Genomic DNA, 17,470 nt, shown 5'->3' with positions numbered 1-17,470 from the left:
GCCCCTTCCCGAAACTGTGGGCTCCGCCCCCAGACCCCCGCGCGGCGTTCGAGTGCACGGGCGCGAAGCGCGGGCGGCGGGGGCCGGCCCGGTCAGGCGTGGGGGGCCGTGGCGCGGAGGGCGGCCAGCTGGGCCGTGAACCACTGGGCCGGCGGGAGGGCGGTCGCGGCCGCGGCCAGCCGCCTCGTCCGCTCCAGCCGCTCCCCGCCCGGCATGGACAGCGCCGCATGCAGTGCCTCGGCGGTCTCCGTCACGTCGTACGGGTTCACCGTCAGCGCATCGTCCCGCAGCTCCCCGTACGCCCCCGCCCCGCTGGACAGCACGAGCGCGCACCCCTGCTCCGACACCACCGGGATCTCCTTGGCGACGAGGTTCATCCCGTCCCGCACCGGGTTGACGAGCGCCACGTCCGCCAGCCGGTACACCGCCAGGGACCGGGCGAAGTCGTCCTGCACGGACAACAGCACCGGCTGCCACTGTGCCGTGCCGAACTCCGCGTTGATCTCCGCGGCCAGCTCCCGCACGGCCGCCGTGTACGACCGGTAGACCTCCAGGTCCTGCCGGGACGGGTACGCGGAGGCCAGGTGGACGATCCGCCCGCGCCACTCCGGGCGGGCGGTGAGCAGCTCCCGGTAGGCGAGCAGCCCGCGCACGATGTTCTTCGACAGCTCGGTCCGGTCCACCCGGGCGATGGTCCTGCGGTCCCCGATCTCGGCGCGCAGCCCGGCCAGCCGGTCGTCGACCTCCGGCCGGTGGGCCAGCCGGCGCAGCTCGTCGCCGTCCACGCCGAGCGGGTACACGGCGACGTCGGTGCGCCGGTGCCGCACGGGCCCGAGCATGGCCTTGCGGACGTACCGTTCGCCGTCCGCTTCCGCGGGGACGAGCGGCTCTGCGGTGCCCCGCTCGTCGTCGAGGCGGGCGCAGTCGAGGAAGGCGTGCGCCCAGGCCCAGGTGTGGAAGCCGAGCAGGTCCGCCCCGAGCATGCCCCACAGCAGCTCCCGCCGGACGCCGTCGGGCAGCATGGCGAGGAACTCCCACGACGCCCAGGGCGTGTGCGTGAAATGGGCGATCCGCAGGTCTGGCCGCAGCTCGCGCAGCAGCCCGGGCACGAGCGCCAGGTGGTAGTCCTGGACGAGCACGCAGGCGTCATGGGCCGCCTCCTCGGCCAGCGCCTGTGCGAAGGCCCGGTTGTAGGCGGTGTACGACTCCCACTGGCGGCGGAAGGCCGCGTCGAAGACGGGGGTGCGCGGGATGTCGTACAGGTGGTGGTGGGCGAACCAGAGCACCGAGTTCGCGATGCCGTTGTAGGCGGCGTCGTACACGGCCGGGTCGATGTCCAGCATGCGTACGCCGGGTTCGGCGATGCCGCGGCGGACGGCCTCCCGGTCGGCGTCCGACAGGGCGGCGCAGATCCACAGCGCGTCGGGCTGTTCGGCGAGCGCGGCCGACAGGCCGGAGACGAGGCCGCCCCCGCCGCGCCGGGCGCCGAGGGTGCCGTCGGCGTCGAGGGCGTACGAGAGCGGACCACGGTTGGCTGCGACGAGAACGTGGGAAGCCATGCGGCGAACCTAGCCCGGCCGGCCCCGCCTCAAACGTCCGTTCTCATCCCCGGCGTGCCCCTGACGCGCTCCTGACACCGTCGTGGCGCCGACGCCACGCGGTGCCGTCATGCGGCGCGCCGGACCGCGTACTCCTCGATCTCCACCATCGGCGGCCGCTCCTCGGTGTCCACGGCGTGCGTGCGCGGCTCGAACCCGTCCGGCCCGCGCTCGAACTGCGTCAGCACCGGCCGCACCTGCGGGTACCCCCAGCGGTGGCCGGGGGAGTGCCCGCGGGAGAGCCGCAGCTGCGCCGTCCGGTAGATCGCCGCGGCCATCCGGCCGAGCGCCTGCCCGTCCTGGTGGCGGTGGAGCCGTACGCCGACGTCCACCTGCGCGAGGGCGTCCAGCCCGACCGTGTGCAGGGCGTCGACCAGCAGGCCCAGCTCGACGCCGTAGCCGACGGGGAAGGGCAGCCGCTCCAGCAGCGGGCGGCGGACGGCGTACTCGCCGCCGAGCGGCTGGACGAAGCCGGCGAGCTGCGGCCAGTGCAGGTTGAGCAGGGGCCGGGCGACGAGCTCGGTGACCCGGCCGCCCTGTCCGGGGGCGTCGCCGAGCGGGCGGTCGTACATGGCCTTGACGAACTGCACGTCCGGCTCGGTCAGCAGCGGGCCGACGATCCCGGTGACGAAGGCGGCCGAGAAGTCCCGCAGGTCGGCGTCGACGAAGCAGACGATGTCGCCGGTGGTGGCGAGGAGCGAGCGCCACAGCACCTCGCCCTTGCCGGGCACGGCCGGGATGCGGGGCAGGATCTCGTCGCGGTGGACGACGCGGGCGCCGGCCTTGGCGGCGACCTCGGCGGTCCGGTCGGTGGAGCCGGAGTCGACGACCACCAGTTCGTCGACGAGCGGGAAGGGCGGCCGTTCGATGAGTTCGCGCCGGATGACCTCGACGATCGCGCCGACCGTCGCCTCCTCGTCGAGCGCGGGCAGGACGACGCTGACCGTGGTCCCCGACGCCCGTTTCGCGGCGAGGAGCTGGTCGAGCGGTCGGTCGGCAACGGACCAGGAGCGGTCCGCGAGCCAGCGCTCCACCTCTTCCAGCACGTTCGGCACTCCCTGTTTTCTCCGCCACTCGCCCGGCCGTTCCGGCCGAAAAACGATCCATCTCGCACATCGGACAGCCGTCTCAACTGCCCGATCCTTCGGTTACAGTCTTGAACAACGCGAGGGACCGCCGCATGCCGGGGGTCCCGCGGACAAACGCGTCGGCGCGCCACGAGTGCGCGGACCGGCGCCATACCGCTCATCCAGAGGGGCAGAGGGACACGGCCCGTTGAAGCCCCGGCAACCCTCCAGTCGGTTTCCCGCGACTGCGTGCAGCAGCAGCGAGGTCCCCGGCTAGGGAAGGTGCCAATTCCGTCTCATGGCGAAATGCGCCATGGGGAAGATGAGGAGAAAGGGCCTCGCCATCATGGCTGCACAGACCGTTGCCACCCCTGCCGCCGTACCCTCCGCCGGTGCGCCCGCCGTGGATCTCGGACCCGCCTCGGCCCTGTCGTGTCGTGAGTGCGGCACCCGTTTCGAGCTCGGCCCGATCTTCGCCTGCGTCGAGTGCTTCGGCCCGCTGGAGGTCGCGTACGAACTCCCGGTCGGGGACGCCGAAGCCCTGCGCGCCGCGATCGAGGCCGGCCCGAACAACATCTGGCGGTACGCGCCGCTGCTGCCCGTCCCCGCGGACGTGGCCGGCAAGCCCAGCCTGAACCCGGGATTCACCCGGCTCGTCGACGCCGAGAACCTGGCCAAGGAGCTCGGCGTCACCGGCAAGCTGTACGTCAAGGACGACTCCGGCAACCCGACGCACTCCTTCAAGGACCGCGTCGTCGCCATCGCCGTCGAGGCCGCCCGCGCCTTCGGCTTCACCACGCTCTCCTGCTCCTCCACCGGCAACCTGGCCGGCGCCGTCGGCGCCGCGGCAGCCCGGGCCGGCTTCCGCTCCTGCGTGTTCATCCCGCACGACCTGGAGCAGGGCAAGGTCGTCATGGCCGGCGTGTACGGCGGCGAGCTGGTCGGCATCGAGGGCAATTACGACGACGTGAACCGCTTCTGCTCGGAGCTCATCGGCGACCCGCTGGGCGAGGGCTGGGGGTTCGTCAACGTGAACCTGCGCCCGTACTACGGCGAGGGATCGAAGACGCTCGCGTACGAGATCTGCGAGCAGCTCGGCTGGCGGCTGCCCGACCAGATTGTCGTCCCGATCGCCTCCGGCTCCCAGCTGACGAAGATCGACAAGGGCCTCCAGGAGCTGATCAAGCTCGGCCTGGTCGAGGACAGGCCGTACAAGATCTTCGGCGCGCAGGCCGAGGGCTGCTCCCCGGTGTCGACCGCCTTCAAGGCCGGTCACGACGTGGTCCGCCCGCAGAAGCCGAACACGATCGCGAAGTCCCTCGCCATCGGCAACCCGGCCGACGGCCCCTACGTGCTGGACATCGCGCGCCGCACCGGCGGCTGCGTCGAGGACGTGACGGACGAGCAGATCGTCGAGGCCATCAAGATCCTGGCCCGGACCGAGGGCGTCTTCGCGGAGACCGCGGGCGGTGTGACCGTCGGCGTGACGAAGAAGCTCATCGAGAACGGGCAGCTCGACCCCGCGCTGACCACCGTCGTCCTCAACACCGGTGACGGCCTGAAGACCCTGGAGGCGGTGGCCGCCGACAGCGGGCAGACCGCCACCATCCGCCCGAGCCTGGACGCGTTCCGCGCCGCCGGCCTGGCCTGACCATCCCCCGCACTACCGGAAAGGCAGTAGCGCCATGAGCGTCAACGTCCGCATCCCCACCATCCTGCGCACCTACACCGGCGGTCAGGCCGAGGTCCCGGCCGAGGGCGCGACCCTCGCCGAGGTCATCGCGTCGCTGGAGCAGAACCACCCCGGCATCGCCGCGCGCGTCCTCGACGACCAGGGCAAGCTGCGCCGTTTCGTGAACGTCTACGTCAACGACGACGACGTGCGCTTCGAGGGCGGCCTGCAGGCGGCGACCCCGGACGGTGCGGGCGTCTCGATCATCCCGGCCGTCGCCGGCGGCTGCTGATTCGTGTACCGCGATTACCCCCTCCGGCATTAAGCGGAGGGGGTAATTCTGCTTGGTTGGGCGCGGTAGAGTTGGGGAAGCCCCCTCCGTTGTTTTTGCCCGCCGCATATGAGCGTGCTCACCGAGGGGTGACATTGAGTCAATGTGCGTGTGCGATATGAGGCTTTGGCGCGATATGCCGGGTCCGAGTTGCCCGGGAATGTAGCCAATTTTCGGCCTATTTCATGTTTTCGGCGTGACCGGAATTCTCGTCGGATTGACCTGTTGCAGACAGCACCGGTGCAGATACATTCAGCCGCGGTCGAGGCGTTCCGGCGCAAGTTCTGACCCGGGACCGCGAAGTGCGGTCCTGCGCAAGGGCCAGTAATAGGGGAGTTAGGCATGGCTCAGGGCACCGTCAAGTGGTTCAACGCGGAGAAGGGCTACGGCTTCATCGCGGTCGACGGTGGTGCGGATGTGTTCGTCCACTACAGCGCCATCCAGATGGACGGGTACCGCACCCTTGAAGAGGGTCAGCGGGTCGAGTTCGAGATCTCGCAGGGCCAGAAGGGCCCGCAGGCGGACATGGTCAAGCTCGCCGTCTGAGACCGGCGCGACCGGCACGACCGGCCACCGACGCGTACGCGAGGGTCCGCATCCCGAGGAGGGGGTGCGGACCCTTCGTGCGTCCCGCCCCGGGAGCATCCGGCACTGTGGCCGGGATGCCCCAAGCCGCTTGCACTCGCGGGGGTCGAGTGCTAATCATTGGCGTTAGCACTCTCCAGCGGAGAGTGCTACTACACGGGACCGGGTCGGCGAGGCCCGCAGCGTCCGGCGGGAAGGAACCGCCGGGCACCGCAGGCCGTCCGTCGCGGGCGCAGGCGCGGTCCGGAGCAATCCACCCTCCCCGCGCGCCTTGCGGCGCAGGGGGAACCCCAGTCCTGGAGGACCACTTCAGATGGCCAAGATCATTGCGTTCGACGAGGAGGCCCGGCGCGGTCTCGAGCGCGGCATGAACCAGCTCGCCGACGCCGTCAAGGTCACCCTTGGCCCCAAGGGTCGCAACGTCGTCCTTGAGAAGAAGTGGGGCGCCCCCACGATCACCAACGATGGTGTCTCCATCGCCAAGGAGATCGAGCTCGAGGACCCGTACGAGAAGATCGGCGCCGAGCTGGTCAAGGAAGTCGCCAAGAAGACGGACGACGTCGCGGGCGACGGTACGACCACCGCCACGGTCCTGGCCCAGGCGCTCGTCCGCGAGGGCCTGCGCAACGTGGCCGCCGGCGCCAACCCGATGGCCCTCAAGCGTGGTATCGAGAAGGCCGTCGAGGCCGTCTCCGGCGCCCTGCTGGAGCAGGCGAAGGATGTCGAGACCAAGGAGCAGATCGCTTCCACGGCCTCCATCTCCGCCGCCGACACCCAGATCGGCGAGCTGATCGCCGAGGCCATGGACAAGGTCGGCAAGGAAGGCGTCATCACCGTCGAGGAGTCCCAGACCTTCGGTCTGGAGCTGGAGCTCACCGAGGGCATGCGCTTCGACAAGGGCTACATCTCGGCGTACTTCGCCACCGACATGGAGCGTATGGAGGCGTCCCTCGACGACCCGTACATCCTCATCGTCAACTCCAAGGTCAGCAACGTGAAGGACCTCCTTCCGCTGCTGGAGAAGGTCATGCAGTCCGGCAAGCCGCTGCTGATCATCGCCGAGGACGTCGAGGGTGAGGCCCTGTCGACCCTGGTCGTCAACAAGATCCGCGGCACCTTCAAGTCCGTCGCCGTCAAGGCCCCGGGCTTCGGCGACCGCCGCAAGGCCATGCTCGGCGACATCGCCATCCTCACGGGCGGCACGGTCATCTCCGAGGAGGTCGGCCTCAAGCTGGAGAACGCCGGCCTGGACCTGCTGGGCCGCGCCCGCAAGGTCGTCATCACCAAGGACGAGACCACCATCGTCGACGGTGCCGGTGACAGCGACCAGGTTGCCGGTCGCGTCAACCAGATCCGCGCCGAGATCGAGAACTCCGACTCGGACTACGACCGCGAGAAGCTGCAGGAGCGCCTCGCGAAGCTGGCCGGCGGCGTGGCCGTCATCAAGGCCGGTGCCGCGACCGAGGTCGAGCTCAAGGAGCGCAAGCACCGCATCGAGGACGCCGTCCGCAACGCGAAGGCCGCCGTCGAGGAGGGCATCGTCGCCGGTGGTGGCGTGGCCCTGCTGCAGGCCTCCTCGGTCTTCGAGAAGCTGGAGCTGGAGGGCGACGAGGCCACCGGTGCCGCCGCCGTCAAGCTGGCCCTCGAGGCCCCGCTGAAGCAGATCTCCGTCAACGCCGGCCTTGAGGGCGGCGTCGTGGTGGAGAAGGTGCGCAACCTGACCCCGGGCCACGGCCTGAACGCCGCGACCGGCGAGTACGTCGACATGATCGCCGAGGGCATCATCGACCCGGCGAAGGTCACCCGTTCCGCCCTGCAGAACGCCGCGTCGATCGCCGCGCTGTTCCTGACCACCGAGGCCGTCATCGCCGACAAGCCGGAGAAGGCCGCCGCCGCTCCGGGCGGCATGCCGGGCGGTGACATGGACTTCTGATCGGCCCCGCGCTGATCGGCTGTTTTCGACCGAGGGCGGCACCCCTTCCCCCAGGGAAGGAGTGCCGCCCTCGGGCGTTGTGTTTCAGGACCCGGAGCCGAACGCGGCGGTGTCGAGCGCGAAGCCGAAGGGCCGGGGGATGTCCAAGGGCTTGCCGAAGGACACCGTCTGCCGGGAGCGGTAGCCGTGCGGCGACGGCTCGGAGAAGCAGGTGATCTCCGCGTCTTGCATGTCCACGACCAGGTAGACCGGGACCAGGCGGCCGTACACCTCCAATTTCTCCACCCAGTCCGCGTCCCGGGTCGACACGGAGGTGAACTCCGCGACCAGGGAGAGGGCGGAGCCCTCCGCGTGGCGGCCGTCCTCTTCGAAAGCGGCCAAGTCGGCCACGAAGAGATCGGGGCCGTACGCACGTCCGGCGGTCGGGAACCGGAAAAGGAAGGGCGCGATGTCCGCCACGTGCCCTTCGGGGGCGTGCGCCCCGAGCTGCTCGCGCAGCGCCCGCATGGGGACGTAGTAACGGAGCCTGGACCACGGCGACACGACGATCTTCCCCCGGATGAGCTCGGCCTTGAAGCCGTCTGGCGTGTGCATTTCCTCGACGGTTCGCAGAAGGTCCTCGAACGTCGGTGGCGAGGGGGCCTCTATCGTGTTGTCACGCTCGATCATGATCGTCACCGTCGTCCTCCCGGGATCGGGTCGTGCCCTGGGCGTGCACGTTCCAGGCTAGGGGCGGAGCCGCCCCTGTGCCCGGATGCGGGCGCAGCGCCATCCCTGCGGGGGCGGCGCTGCGAAGAATGCGGTGCAGGGGCTCAGGCGGGGAGGGCCTTCAAGAAGTGGACATCCTCGTGGTTGCCGGGGAAGCCGGGGACGCGGGTGGTCTCCTCGTAGCCGTGGCGGGCGTAGAAGGCCGGCGCCTGGAAGGTGAACGAGGACACCATGATCGTGCGGCAGCCGCGGGCCGCGGCCTCCGCCTCCGCCGCGGCCAGGAGCTTGCCGCCCCAGCCGTCGCGGCGGCTGTCCTCCCGTACCCACAGCATCGCGATGCCCGCGCGGTCGCCCCAGGTCCAGCCGCTGAGCCCGGCGACGAGCTCGCCGTCCGCGTCGTTCACGCGCACCGTGAACTCGGCGGGGGCGATCCCTCCGGCCGCCCCCTTGTTGAAGGCGTCCAGCTCCTTGCCGAGCCGTTCGTCGAGGCCGGAGTCGGGGCCGGCGGTGGTGAGGGTGTGCGTGCTGTGCGCGGTGTCGGTCATGGCACCCAGTCTTCAAGATCGCCCCGGCCGGGTCACCGTAATTTGTTTCACTGGGGGCATGAGCGACCTCTTCGTGAAGATCTGCGGTCTGAAGACCGCGCACGACGTCGACGCGGCCGTGGCCGCCGGCGCCGATGCCGTCGGCTTCGTCTTCGCCCCGGGCAGCCCCCGTACGATCGGCGCCGCCGAGGCGCGGGAGCTCGCCGCCCGGGTCCCGGCCGGGGTCCTCACGGTCGGCGTGTTCCGCGGCCAGCCGGTGGAGGAGGTCCGGCGGCTCACGGAGGAGAGCGGGGTCCGCGGCGTGCAGCTGCACGGCGACGAGGGCCCGGAGTACTACGGGGCCCTGCGCGCCGAGGGCCGCACCCTGCTGCGGGCCACCGCGCGGCGGGTGGAGCGGTGCGGGGAGTACGGCGAGGACCTGCTCCTGATCGACGCCCCCGACCCCGGCTCCGGCAAGCCGTGGAACTGGGCCGCCGCGGAGTTCACCGCCCCCCGCGGCCACTGGCTGCTGGCCGGCGGCCTGAACCCGGACAACGTCCGCAAGGCCGTGGAGACCACGGGCGCGTGGGGCGTGGACGTGTCCAGCGGCGTCGAACGGGAGCGCGGCGTGAAGTCCCCGGACTTCATCCGCGCCTTCGTGGCCGCGGCCCGGGGCCGCTGACCCCACGGCGGGCGTCCACGGACCGTGACGGCCGCCGGGAGGGTTGCTGCGCGCGCTATCCGATCGTGGGACGCTGAGGGAAAGCGGCCACATGCCGTGAATTCGCCGATCTACGCTCGCTGGCATATGCCACAGGAGAGGGGGCCCGCGATGACCGAAGCCATGGTCGAACCCGGCCGTGACGCCGATGGCCGCACGTGGGAGTACCTGCTGCAGAGCTGGCGTGACCTGGACGTGCCGGAGGGCTGGCGCGCCGAGATCGACGGAGGACTGATCACGTTGGTGCCACCCCCTCACCGCCACCACACCGGGATCGCGGCCAGGGTGCAGCGGGCTCTGTACAGCGTCCTTCCTCCGGAGTGGGAGGTCTACCAGACGCTGGGCGTGCACATCGCTCCCCTCGACAAGCTCTATGTCCCCGACCTGGTCGTTGCTCCGCGCGAGCTGGTCGAGGACGTCGCGGCCGAGACGTCCGATCCGATCGACGCCGCCGAGGCGCTGCTCATCGTGGAGATCACCTCGAAGAGCAATGCCAACGACGACCGGAAGAAGAAACTCTGGGCTTACGGCCACGCTCCGGTGCCCGTGTACCTCCTGATCGACAGCTTCGACAAGCACGGCCCGACCAGCACTCTGTTCACGGGTCCGCAGAACGGTGCGTACAAGCACGCCGACCGCGTGGCGTTCGGCGAGAAGCTGGAGCTTCCCCAGCCGTTCTCGCTGACGCTGGACACCGCCGGCTTCCCCACCCCGTAGCGGTGATCCCGGCCCCGGCCCGCTGTCCGGGGCGGCGGCTAGGCTGCGGGGCAGGGGGGATCATGAACGACAGGCCGCCGCCGCTCGTGAAGCGGCTCCGGGACCATGCCGTGCTGGCCGCTGCCTGCGCGGCGACCGCCGTCACCGTGCTGTACGCCGCGCTTCTCGAGAAGCTGGCGCGCGTCGACATGGCCGGGTCCGTGTGCGGCCCGGAGGACTGCCCGCGCGGCATGGGCCTGCTGGTGCTGTTCATGCTCGTCGCCGGGGTCGCCGCGGGTCTTCTCTGGGTGGCCGCCCGGCGCGGCCGCCCCTGGCGTTCCGGGGTCGGCTGGGCGGTGGCGGTCGTGGTCGCGCTCACCGCGCTGTGGCCCGCCTGGAACGGCTTCTCGTGGATGCGCGGCCCGCACATGGACCTCTTCGGCTACCAGGTCCCCGAGGGGGCCGGCGCCGGCAAGCCGCTCGGCTCCTGGACCGGTCAGCGTTACTCCGGGCTGGTGGTCCGGGTCCGCGAGGACGCCGCGATCGTCTACAACGGGGAGGGCCGCCGCAACGGGGGCCACCGCGCGCCCGAGGGCACCAAGGTGTGCGGGATGAGCCCGGACGCCCCGTCCGGCACCGGCATCCTCGCGTTCGCCACGGTCACGGCCGCGGGCGTCGGGCCCTGCGGGACCCGGCTCGCGGCGCTGGACCTCTCGGAGGGCAAGCAGCTCTGGGCGAAGGACGTGCCGGATCCGGCGGGGACGGTCGCGGCGGGCGGCCCGCTCGCGGTGTCGGCCACGGCGGGGGCGGTCCTCGCCCATGACCTGCGCGACGGCACGGAGCGCTGGCGGGCCCCGCTGCCCCGCCCTGGTGCCACCGTCCAGGAGGTCGCCGCCGGCCCCGACCGGGTCCTGGTCACGCTGACGTCGGCCGAGGGCGGCGGCGAACTGCTCGCGCTGAACGCCGGTACCGGCGCCGTCGCCTGGCAGGTCCCGCTCCCGGCCGGGCCCGAACGCCCGCGCATCGTGTCGGCCGTCCCGGCCGCGGTCGTCGCGGACAACCGGCTGCTGCTGTTCGACGGTACGGGCCGCCCGCGCGCGGCCGAGGGCGCGCAGCCGCCGTACGTCCCGTCCGGGGACGGGCAGCGGCGGGTGTTCGGCGATGTGCTGGTCGTGGCGGTCCCTGAGCGGGAGAAGAGGGAAGTACTGGAGGCGTACTCCCTGGTGGACGGTCGCCGGCTGTGGCGGCGCGCCTTCGACCACGACTGGGCGGTCCGGGCGCTCGGCGACGCCGGCTGGACCGACCGGATCGCGGTGGTGACGCAGGGCGCGTTCACCCACCTCTGGCACCTGGACCCGCGTACGGGGACGCCGTCGGGGGAATCGACGGTCCTGCGCAACCTCCCGATGGGCGATTCGATCGCCCTCCACGGCAGGACCTTCGTCAACCTGGACCCGGGCGGGCGCCTCCCGCCGATCTTCGACGTGGCCGCGGCCTTCGGCTGGTGAACCCGGCGCCCCCGAGCAGCGCTCAGTCGGTGATGCTCTTCAGGAGCTCCGTGTCCAGCGTGATACCCACCGGATCGGGGAGCACCACAGCCTTGCCGTACGCGAAGGCCGGGTCGAAGAGGTACGTGCCGTTCTCGGGCTGACTGTAGACAGTCAGTGTGTGCCGCTCCCGGTCGATGAGGAGGAACACCGGGATCCCGGCTGCGGCGTAGCCGTCCCGCTTCTCGTGCCGGTCGCGGCGGTCGGTGTCCGCGTCGTGCGAGGTGACCTCGACCACCATCAGGACTCCTGCCGCGTCGGGCCATTCGCCTTGGCCGGCGAAGTGCGCGACGGGTGCGAGGACCCCGTCCGGGCGGGCGCGTCCGGTGCGGTACTGCTCGACCGTCAGGCCCTGCTCCGGGTGCAGGTCGAGTTCTGGCCTGCTCTGCATGCACTGGCGGAGGAGCCACATCACGATGGCTCCGTGGTCACCGTCGGGCACTGGCTTGACCTCTAGCTTTCCCGCAATGAATTCGAGTGTCACGGTTTCGGGGGCGCCGCGTTCAAGTGCTTCGAAGTCATCGAGGGTCATCTGGGGACGCCTGGTGGAGCGAGCGGACATGGGGTTGCCTCCTCGACTCCATGGTGCCCCGCGCGCCCGGCCACGGACCATGTGAAGCGTCATGTGTGACTCCGTTCAGCTACGGACTTGGCATACGTTAGGGGCATATGCCTTTCCGTAACCGGGCGAGTGCTGATGGTTAGCCCGACTGGGTGACTTGGCTCAGAGGGAGCTGACGAAGACGGCCCAGGCGGCCGCGTCGAAGACGACGTGCGGGCCGCCGGGCCGCTTCGAGTCCCGGACGGGGACCACGCCGGAGTGGCCGTCGGCCACCTCGACGCAGTCGCCTCCGCAGCCGCCGCTGTGGGTGGACTTCCGCCAGGTGGCGATCTCCAGGCAGTCGCCGCCGGTGCCGTCGCTGTGGCTCGACTTGTGCCAGGTTGCGGTCGACAGGTCGTACTCAGGGGTGCTCGGCATGTGCGCATCCCTTCGCTGCGGGCCCGAACAGGCCCGTTGTTCAAGCGGTGGACGTGCGAATGCGGGGCTCAGAGGCTGGCGATGAAGGCGGTCCAGGCGGGGGCGCCGAAGACGAGGTGGGTGTCGTCGGGGCGCTTGGAGTCCCGGATGGGGACCACGCCGGGGTGGCCGTCGGCCACCTCGACGCAGTCGCCGCCGGTGCCGTCGCTGTGGGTGGACTTTCGCCAGGTGGCGATTTCCAGGCAGTCGCCGCCGTCGCCGCCGCTGTAGCTGGACTTGTGCCAGACGGCTTGCGACAGGTCGTACTCACGCGTGCTGGTCATGTTCGTAGTCCTCCGCCACCGATTCGATCAGGGCCAGGGACTCGCGCGGTGACAGCGCGTTGGCCGTGAGGAGATCGTAGGTCAGGGAGTGTTGGGCGACCGTGGCCGGATCGTCGAAGAGCTGCCCCGTGCCCATGCCTTGGATATAGGAGAGCGGGGGTGCGTCCTCGAAGCTCATCAGCTTGAGTGATCCCTGCATGCCTGCGTGGAAGCCGGCGCTGAACGGCAAGACCTGGACGATGATCCGGCGCGAACGGATCAGGCGCGCGATGTGCCGTAGCGCCTGAGCCAGGATGGTCGGATCGTCCCCCGTCCGTCGCAGTACCGCTTCGTCAAGGACGCACCACAACATCGGGGTTGTTGGATCATTGAGGAGGGCTGCCCTGGCCAGCCTGTTTGCGACCAGCTCGTCGATGGTCTCCTCCGGGGCCGTCGGCTGGTAGGCGCGGAAGACTTCCCGCGCGTATGCCTCCGTTTGGAGCAGGCCGGGGATGATCTGCGGCGCGTACTCCCGGATGGTCTTCGCCAGTGCCTCCGCCTCGGCCGCGGCTGCGAAGTGGTCCGGATATTTGGACTTGGCCGCCGCGCCGCAGTTGCGGGCGAAGAAGCCGTCCGTGTTGAGGATGTGGTCGATCTGGCGGGCGAAGTCGAGGTGCATGCGGCGCGTGCCCGATTCGAGCTGGCCGATGAACGAGCCGCTGACGAACAGTGGTTCGCCGAGTTCCGCCTGGGTCTTCCCCGCGCGCTCGCGGGCGATGCGGAGTTCGGAGCCGAGCATCGCTCGGGGGGACGACGACGGGTCGAGGTTCTTTCCTGCCATGGGCAACTCCCGGATCAACGGGTGCGGTTGTTGACGGGCCGTCGTTGAAAGGCTAGCGGTGTGGGCACCACTCTGAGTAGAGAAGGCGACTACCCAGAGTAGAAAGGTGACATGTCATGCTGCGCTCTCCCCAGGAGCGGATGCAGGCGGCCGAAGAGGTCGTCGCGCAGTTGAAAGAGGCGCTCGGTGGGGTGGGGGTGGTGTTCCCCTCGCTCGGCGTGGACATCGTCTCGGCCGCGGGGACGTACGGGCTGCCGCTGGTCGAACTCGGGCGCTGCAACCTCGACACGGCCCTCCGTCTGGCGGCCGTCCTCCATGAGAAGGCTCACCCGGCGTGAGCGGCGGGGACGCCGAACGGCGGCGCATCGAGGCCGTGTTGCAGGGGTTCTTCGAGGACGCCCGGTCGTGGGAGTCCGAACTCGCCTGGAAGCTGGGCCGGCTGGAGCAGGAACTGGTCGGCCCCGGATGGAGGAGGAACGGCATGGGGCTCCAGGTGCGCGTGGAGCGGGACGGGGCGAGCGGGCTGTGGACGGCCGTCGGGGACGACGGGTCGCGCCGGGTGCGGCAGACGGCCGACACGGCGGACGAGGCCACGGCATTGGTCCACGAGGCGTTCGGGCTGACGGGCTGGCGGCCGCAGCCGCCTCCGCCGCCCGGATGGCACCGGTTCACGCTGGTTCACGCGCCGGTCGGCGACTGGCCGGAATTCGACGATCCGAGGTACGCGCCGATCAAGGCGGATCCGCCGACCGGGTGCACCGTCGAGGAGATCGACGGCCGCTTCGCGCTGCGCTGCGAGCGGCCCGGGGCGCGGCTGCTGGACGCGGTGGCGGGGCTGTGCGGGGAGGTGCGGGCCCGGTACGGGCTGTTCCTGTCCGACCTCGGGATCGAGAAGGTCGGGGAGTGGTCCGCGGACGGGCCCGACGGGTGGGGGGCGGAGATCGTGGGCCAGCTGCTGCTGATGGCCGCCGAGCGCGGTCCGAAGGTGGGCTACGGGCCGGGGGACCTCGTCGGGTTCCTGCAGGCTGCGGCCGGGGAGGGGTGAGGGGAGGAGAACGGCAGGTCAGGCGGCGTCGCGGAAGTGGGCCAGCAGGGCTTCCGCCTCGGCGGTGTTGCCCGAGATGGTGTCGAAGGCCAGCTCTTCCGGGACGGCCTGGCCCCACAGCCAGCCGTGGTGGCAGCTGAAGCAGAAGATCAGCTCGAACAGGGGCTCGTGGGTGGCGCCGTACGCCCGCAGGCCCCAGCCCGGCGCGAAGCACAGGCGGGGGTCGCCGGGCGGCATGGACGAGATCAACTCAAGGGAGTCGGCGGCCTGTCGGCCGGTCCAGCGGGAGATGACGGGGCCGCTCATGGGATCGCCGTAGCGCTCGGGACGGGTGGTGAGGCGCACGACTTCTACGACGGCGGTGGCGGCGACGGCTTCGGCGGGGAGCTGCATGTCGGCAGTGTCTCCGCCGGATCCACATTTACGCCATAGCCGGCTGCGTGGCCGGTGGGGCCGTGGCCGGAATTGCACCCGGGTCGGCGTTCAGGTCCGTCAGCATCTGCCGGGTGAAGCCGAAGAAGTACGTGGCGAGGAAACCGACCAGGTAGCCGACGGCGAGGCCGCCCGCGTAGATGGCGATGGTGAGGCCCATGCCGGAACGGCCGTCGAGGAGCGGGAAGAGGGCCCACCCGGACGGCCCGATGGCGGTGGAGCCGAACACGGCACCGAGCTGGTTGAACAGGCCGATGAACGCGCCGCCGGCCGCTCCGCCGACGCAGGCGGTGACGAAGGGGCGGCCCAGCGGCAGCGAGACCCCGTAGATCAGCGGCTCGCCGACCCCGAGGAAGCCGGCCGGGAGCGCGGACTTGATCGTCGTACGCAGGCTGCGGTTGCGCGGGAGACGGCAGTAGACGGCGACGGCGGCTCCGACCTGGCCCGCTCCGGCCATGGCGAGGATGGGGAGCAGGACGGTGTAGCCGGTCTGCTCGATGAGGGTGGTGTGGATGGGGATCAGGGCCTGGTGCAGGCCCAGCATCACCAGCGGGAGGAAGAGGCCGCCCAGGACGAGGCCGGCGAAGGAACCGCTGGTGTGCAGGAGCCAGGTGGCGAAGGCGCCGATGGCGGCGGAGACCTCCCCGGCGAGGAACATCAGGCCGAACAGGGCGACCAGGCCGGCGACGAGGACGGTCAGCGTCGGCGTGACCAGGTTGTCGAGGGCCTCCGGGACCCGGCTGCGGCACCACTTCTCCACCTGGACGGCGAGGAGGGCGGCGGCCAGCGCGCCGAGGACGCCGCCCTGGCCGGGGGAGAGGTGGTGGCCGAAGGCGTCGATCTTCGCGACGCCGGGGAAGACGATGATCGCGGCGACGGCGCCGCCCAGGACGGGCGTGCCGCCGAACTCCTTGGCCGTGTTGTGGCCGACGAACACGGCGATCAGTGACATGAAGCCGGAGGCGATCGCGGCGAGGGCCGGGACGGCGCCGGGCAGCCAGCCGGTGTTGACGAGGAGGCCGTTCAGACCGGCGATGATGCCGCAGCCGATGAGTGCCGGGATCAGCGGGACGAAGATGTTCGCGATGCGGCGCAGGGCCAGTTTGACGGGGGTGCTGTTCCTCGCCTTCTGGGCCTGCTTGAGCGCCGCGCCGCGGTCGGCGAGCTCCTCGGCGGTGACGGCGCCGCCCGCGGGAGCGGCGGGGGTGGCGGTGGGGGCCGCCTGGCGGGCCTGCGCCACGAGGGCCTCGAACGCGGGGGTGACGCGGGCGACGGCCCCCGGCCCCAGCACGATCTGGTACGTGTCGTCCTCGACGACGCCGAGGACCGCGGGCAGCGCCTTCAGGGCGTCCTGGTCGACGAGCGAGCGGTCGCGCAGGCCGATGCGCAGACGGGTCATGCAGTGCGCGATCGAGGTGACGTTGTCCGGGCCGCCGACCAGGGGGAGGATCGCGGCGGCTGTGGCGCGGTTCTTGTCTTCGGTCATGGGGCGGTCGCCTTGCTTGCGTCATCGGTGCGGGCGGTGGCGGTGGCGGTGGCGGCTTCGGCGAGGGCGACGCGCAGGTGGCCGCGCGCGGCGGACAGCAGCCGGGCCGCGGCCGGGCCGTCGACGCCGCCGAGGATGACGAGGATGGCGGCCTTCACCTCGCCGCCGGTGGCGGTGAGCGCGGCTTCGACCTCCCCGTCGCCGGCTCCGGTGGCCAGGGCCACGATGCGGCGGGAGCGGGCGTGCAGCTTCTCGTTGGAGGCGCGCAGGTCGACCATCAGGTTCCCGTACGTCTTCCCGAGCCGGATCATCGTGATGGTCGAGATGAGGTTCAGGACGAGCTTCTGCGCGGTGCCGGCCTTCAGGCGGGTCGAGCCGGTCAGCAGCTCCGGGCCGACGACGACCTCGATGCCGTGCTCGGCGGCCGCGGCGAGCGCGGAACCGGTGTTGCAGGCCAGTCCGACGGTGAGGGCGCCGCGGGCGCGGGCGAACTCGACGGCGCCGACCGCGTACGGGGTGCGGCCGGAGGCGGAGATACCGACGACGGTGTCGTCCCTGGTCAGCGCGAGGGCGGTCAGGTCGGCGGCGGCGAGTTCGGCGGAGTCCTCGGCGCCCTCGACCGACCGGAGCACGGCGGCCGGGCCGCCCGCGATGAGGCCGACGACCTGGCCGGGGGAGGTGTTGAAGGTGGGCGGGCATTCGCTGGCGTCCAGGACGCCGATCCGGCCGGCGGTTCCGGCGCCGGCGTACACGAGGCGGCCGCCGCGGGCCATGCGCGCGGCGATGGCGTCGATCGCGGCGGCGATGCGGGGCAGCTGGGCGGCGACGGCGGCGGGGACGGCGGCGTCCCCGTCGTTCATGGTGCGGGCGATTTCGAAGGTGGTCCGGCGGTCGATCTCGGCGAGTTCGGGACGGAAGGCCTCGGTGGTCAGCCCGTCGAGCTGGGCGCGCAGCACGGTGGGGGTGTGGTGGGCGGTGGTGGCGGTGTCGGTGGCGGCGGTGG

The 17,470-nt window shown here is 71.3% G+C and carries 20 protein-coding genes and 1 riboswitch; of the genes, 9 read left to right on the top strand and 11 right to left on the bottom strand.

What is annotated here, in order from left to right; genetic code table 11:
- Positions 1-92: 92 nt before the first annotated feature.
- Together HYE82_RS22070 and HYE82_RS22065 are read right to left on the bottom strand one after the other, a co-directional pair.
- Positions 93-1,559, bottom strand: coding sequence for a trehalose-6-phosphate synthase (locus HYE82_RS22070; RefSeq protein WP_179175862.1), 1,467 nt, complete (start codon positions 1,557-1,559; stop codon positions 93-95).
- Positions 1,560-1,666: 107 nt separating this feature from the next.
- Complete coding sequence (locus HYE82_RS22065; protein ID WP_179175861.1) at positions 1,667-2,644, bottom strand: glucosyl-3-phosphoglycerate synthase; 978 nt, start codon at positions 2,642-2,644, stop codon at positions 1,667-1,669.
- A gap of 196 nt (positions 2,645-2,840) precedes the next feature.
- Positions 2,841-2,994, top strand: a riboswitch (SAM riboswitch).
- 17 nt (positions 2,995-3,011) lie between these two features.
- On the opposite strand from HYE82_RS22065, the gene thrC reads away from it, so the two are divergent.
- From thrC to groL, 4 genes are all read left to right on the top strand, one after another.
- On the top strand, positions 3,012-4,316 hold the full coding sequence (gene thrC, locus HYE82_RS22060; protein WP_179175860.1) for a threonine synthase: 1,305 nt from the start codon (positions 3,012-3,014) through the stop codon (positions 4,314-4,316).
- Between the two features lie 34 nt (positions 4,317-4,350).
- Positions 4,351-4,629, top strand: a complete 279-nt coding sequence (locus HYE82_RS22055; RefSeq protein ID WP_179175859.1) for a MoaD/ThiS family protein — start codon at positions 4,351-4,353, stop codon at positions 4,627-4,629.
- A gap of 381 nt (positions 4,630-5,010) precedes the next feature.
- Complete coding sequence (locus HYE82_RS22050) at positions 5,011-5,214, top strand: cold-shock protein (RefSeq protein ID WP_005315736.1); 204 nt, start codon at positions 5,011-5,013, stop codon at positions 5,212-5,214.
- A gap of 352 nt (positions 5,215-5,566) precedes the next feature.
- Positions 5,567-7,186, top strand: a complete 1,620-nt coding sequence (groL, locus tag HYE82_RS22045; protein ID WP_179175858.1) for a chaperonin GroEL — start codon at positions 5,567-5,569, stop codon at positions 7,184-7,186.
- A gap of 84 nt (positions 7,187-7,270) precedes the next feature.
- On the opposite strand, the gene HYE82_RS22040 is transcribed toward groL, so the two are convergent.
- A complete protein-coding gene (locus HYE82_RS22040; protein WP_179175857.1) occupies positions 7,271-7,855 on the bottom strand; it encodes a Uma2 family endonuclease in 585 nt (194 codons plus the stop codon).
- A gap of 143 nt (positions 7,856-7,998) precedes the next feature.
- Positions 7,999-8,439 carry an N-acetyltransferase gene (locus HYE82_RS22035; RefSeq protein WP_179175856.1) on the bottom strand — a complete coding sequence of 147 codons (441 nt, stop codon included), beginning with the start codon at positions 8,437-8,439 and terminating at the stop codon, positions 7,999-8,001.
- A gap of 58 nt (positions 8,440-8,497) precedes the next feature.
- Here HYE82_RS22035 and HYE82_RS22030 point away from each other — a divergent pair, with 58 nt between their 5' ends.
- From HYE82_RS22030 to HYE82_RS22020, 3 genes are all read left to right on the top strand, one after another.
- Positions 8,498-9,100 carry a phosphoribosylanthranilate isomerase gene (locus HYE82_RS22030; protein ID WP_179175855.1) on the top strand — a complete coding sequence of 201 codons (603 nt, stop codon included), beginning with the start codon at positions 8,498-8,500 and terminating at the stop codon, positions 9,098-9,100.
- 150 nt (positions 9,101-9,250) lie between these two features.
- Positions 9,251-9,856: a Uma2 family endonuclease gene (locus tag HYE82_RS22025; protein ID WP_179175854.1), complete on the top strand. Its 606-nt coding sequence runs from the start codon at positions 9,251-9,253 to the stop codon at positions 9,854-9,856.
- Positions 9,857-9,918: 62 nt separating this feature from the next.
- Positions 9,919-11,343, top strand: coding sequence for a PQQ-binding-like beta-propeller repeat protein (locus tag HYE82_RS22020; RefSeq protein ID WP_179175853.1), 1,425 nt, complete (start codon positions 9,919-9,921; stop codon positions 11,341-11,343).
- Between the two features lie 22 nt (positions 11,344-11,365).
- On the opposite strand, the gene HYE82_RS22015 is transcribed toward HYE82_RS22020, so the two are convergent.
- The 4 genes from HYE82_RS22015 to HYE82_RS22000 all read right to left on the bottom strand — a co-directional run bounded on the left by HYE82_RS22015 (position 11,366) and on the right by HYE82_RS22000 (position 13,504).
- Entirely contained in the window at positions 11,366-11,944 is a 579-nt protein-coding gene (locus tag HYE82_RS22015) for a Uma2 family endonuclease (RefSeq protein WP_179175852.1), read from the bottom strand.
- Positions 11,945-12,106: 162 nt separating this feature from the next.
- Positions 12,107-12,361 (bottom strand): DUF397 domain-containing protein, encoded by a 255-nt coding sequence (locus HYE82_RS22010; protein ID WP_179175851.1) that lies wholly within the window; start codon positions 12,359-12,361, stop codon positions 12,107-12,109.
- A 68-nt stretch (positions 12,362-12,429) separates the two neighbouring features.
- On the bottom strand, positions 12,430-12,684 hold the full coding sequence (locus HYE82_RS22005; RefSeq protein WP_179175850.1) for a DUF397 domain-containing protein: 255 nt from the start codon (positions 12,682-12,684) through the stop codon (positions 12,430-12,432).
- Positions 12,668-13,504: a helix-turn-helix transcriptional regulator gene (locus tag HYE82_RS22000; RefSeq protein WP_179175849.1), complete on the bottom strand. Its 837-nt coding sequence runs from the start codon at positions 13,502-13,504 to the stop codon at positions 12,668-12,670. Before HYE82_RS22000 ends, HYE82_RS22005 begins: the two co-directional genes overlap by 17 nt.
- Positions 13,505-13,620: 116 nt before the next feature.
- Here HYE82_RS22000 and HYE82_RS21995 point away from each other — a divergent pair, with 116 nt between their 5' ends.
- Positions 13,621-13,842, top strand: coding sequence for a hypothetical protein (locus HYE82_RS21995; protein WP_179175848.1), 222 nt, complete (start codon positions 13,621-13,623; stop codon positions 13,840-13,842).
- The gene (locus HYE82_RS38335) at positions 13,839-14,549 is read left to right on the top strand and encodes a hypothetical protein (protein ID WP_256987532.1); all 711 of its coding nucleotides are present in this window, start codon (positions 13,839-13,841) and stop codon (positions 14,547-14,549) included. Before HYE82_RS21995 ends, HYE82_RS38335 begins: the two co-directional genes overlap by 4 nt.
- An 18-nt stretch (positions 14,550-14,567) precedes the next feature.
- On the opposite strand, the gene HYE82_RS21985 is transcribed toward HYE82_RS38335, so the two are convergent.
- From HYE82_RS21985 to murQ, 3 genes are read right to left on the bottom strand one after another with little or no spacing between them, the layout of a single operon-like run.
- The gene (locus tag HYE82_RS21985; protein ID WP_179175847.1) at positions 14,568-14,942 is read right to left on the bottom strand and encodes a hypothetical protein; all 375 of its coding nucleotides are present in this window, start codon (positions 14,940-14,942) and stop codon (positions 14,568-14,570) included.
- A 28-nt stretch (positions 14,943-14,970) separates the two neighbouring features.
- The gene (locus tag HYE82_RS21980) at positions 14,971-16,467 is read right to left on the bottom strand and encodes a PTS transporter subunit EIIC (RefSeq protein ID WP_179175846.1); all 1,497 of its coding nucleotides are present in this window, start codon (positions 16,465-16,467) and stop codon (positions 14,971-14,973) included.
- A complete protein-coding gene (gene murQ / locus HYE82_RS21975) occupies positions 16,464-17,423 on the bottom strand; it encodes an N-acetylmuramic acid 6-phosphate etherase (RefSeq protein WP_179175863.1) in 960 nt (319 codons plus the stop codon). The genes HYE82_RS21980 and murQ overlap by 4 nt, the downstream gene beginning before the upstream one ends.
- Positions 17,424-17,470 lie beyond the last annotated feature (47 nt).

Origin of the sequence: Streptomyces sp. BR123 (genome assembly GCF_013401435.1) — a bacterium.
Classification (GTDB): domain Bacteria; phylum Actinomycetota; class Actinomycetes; order Streptomycetales; family Streptomycetaceae; genus Streptomyces.
Note: the sequence above shows the minus strand (reverse complement) of the source record. Positions and strands in the feature narration are given on the sequence as shown.

Bases quoted from the DNA above. Each gene is read 5' to 3' on its own strand.
- HYE82_RS22070 (WP_179175862.1), bottom strand. From the start codon at position 1,559: ATGGCTTCCCACGTTCTCGTCGCAGCCAACCGTGGTCCGCTCTCGTAC.
- thrC (WP_179175860.1), top strand. From the start codon at position 3,012: ATGGCTGCACAGACCGTTGCCACCCCTGCCGCCGTACCCTCCGCCGGT.
- HYE82_RS22055 (WP_179175859.1), top strand. From the start codon at position 4,351: ATGAGCGTCAACGTCCGCATCCCCACCATCCTGCGCACCTACACCGGC.
- HYE82_RS22050 (WP_005315736.1), top strand. From the start codon at position 5,011: ATGGCTCAGGGCACCGTCAAGTGGTTCAACGCGGAGAAGGGCTACGGC.
- groL (WP_179175858.1), top strand. From the start codon at position 5,567: ATGGCCAAGATCATTGCGTTCGACGAGGAGGCCCGGCGCGGTCTCGAG.
- HYE82_RS22040 (WP_179175857.1), bottom strand. From the start codon at position 7,855: ATGATCGAGCGTGACAACACGATAGAGGCCCCCTCGCCACCGACGTTC.
- HYE82_RS22035 (WP_179175856.1), bottom strand. From the start codon at position 8,439: ATGACCGACACCGCGCACAGCACGCACACCCTCACCACCGCCGGCCCC.
- HYE82_RS22030 (WP_179175855.1), top strand. From the start codon at position 8,498: ATGAGCGACCTCTTCGTGAAGATCTGCGGTCTGAAGACCGCGCACGAC.
- HYE82_RS22025 (WP_179175854.1), top strand. From the start codon at position 9,251: ATGACCGAAGCCATGGTCGAACCCGGCCGTGACGCCGATGGCCGCACG.
- HYE82_RS22020 (WP_179175853.1), top strand. From the start codon at position 9,919: ATGAACGACAGGCCGCCGCCGCTCGTGAAGCGGCTCCGGGACCATGCC.
- HYE82_RS22015 (WP_179175852.1), bottom strand. From the start codon at position 11,944: ATGTCCGCTCGCTCCACCAGGCGTCCCCAGATGACCCTCGATGACTTC.
- HYE82_RS22010 (WP_179175851.1), bottom strand. From the start codon at position 12,361: ATGCCGAGCACCCCTGAGTACGACCTGTCGACCGCAACCTGGCACAAG.
- HYE82_RS22005 (WP_179175850.1), bottom strand. From the start codon at position 12,684: ATGACCAGCACGCGTGAGTACGACCTGTCGCAAGCCGTCTGGCACAAG.
- HYE82_RS22000 (WP_179175849.1), bottom strand. From the start codon at position 13,504: ATGGCAGGAAAGAACCTCGACCCGTCGTCGTCCCCCCGAGCGATGCTC.
- HYE82_RS21995 (WP_179175848.1), top strand. From the start codon at position 13,621: ATGCTGCGCTCTCCCCAGGAGCGGATGCAGGCGGCCGAAGAGGTCGTC.
- HYE82_RS21985 (WP_179175847.1), bottom strand. From the start codon at position 14,942: ATGCAGCTCCCCGCCGAAGCCGTCGCCGCCACCGCCGTCGTAGAAGTC.
- HYE82_RS21980 (WP_179175846.1), bottom strand. From the start codon at position 16,467: ATGACCGAAGACAAGAACCGCGCCACAGCCGCCGCGATCCTCCCCCTG.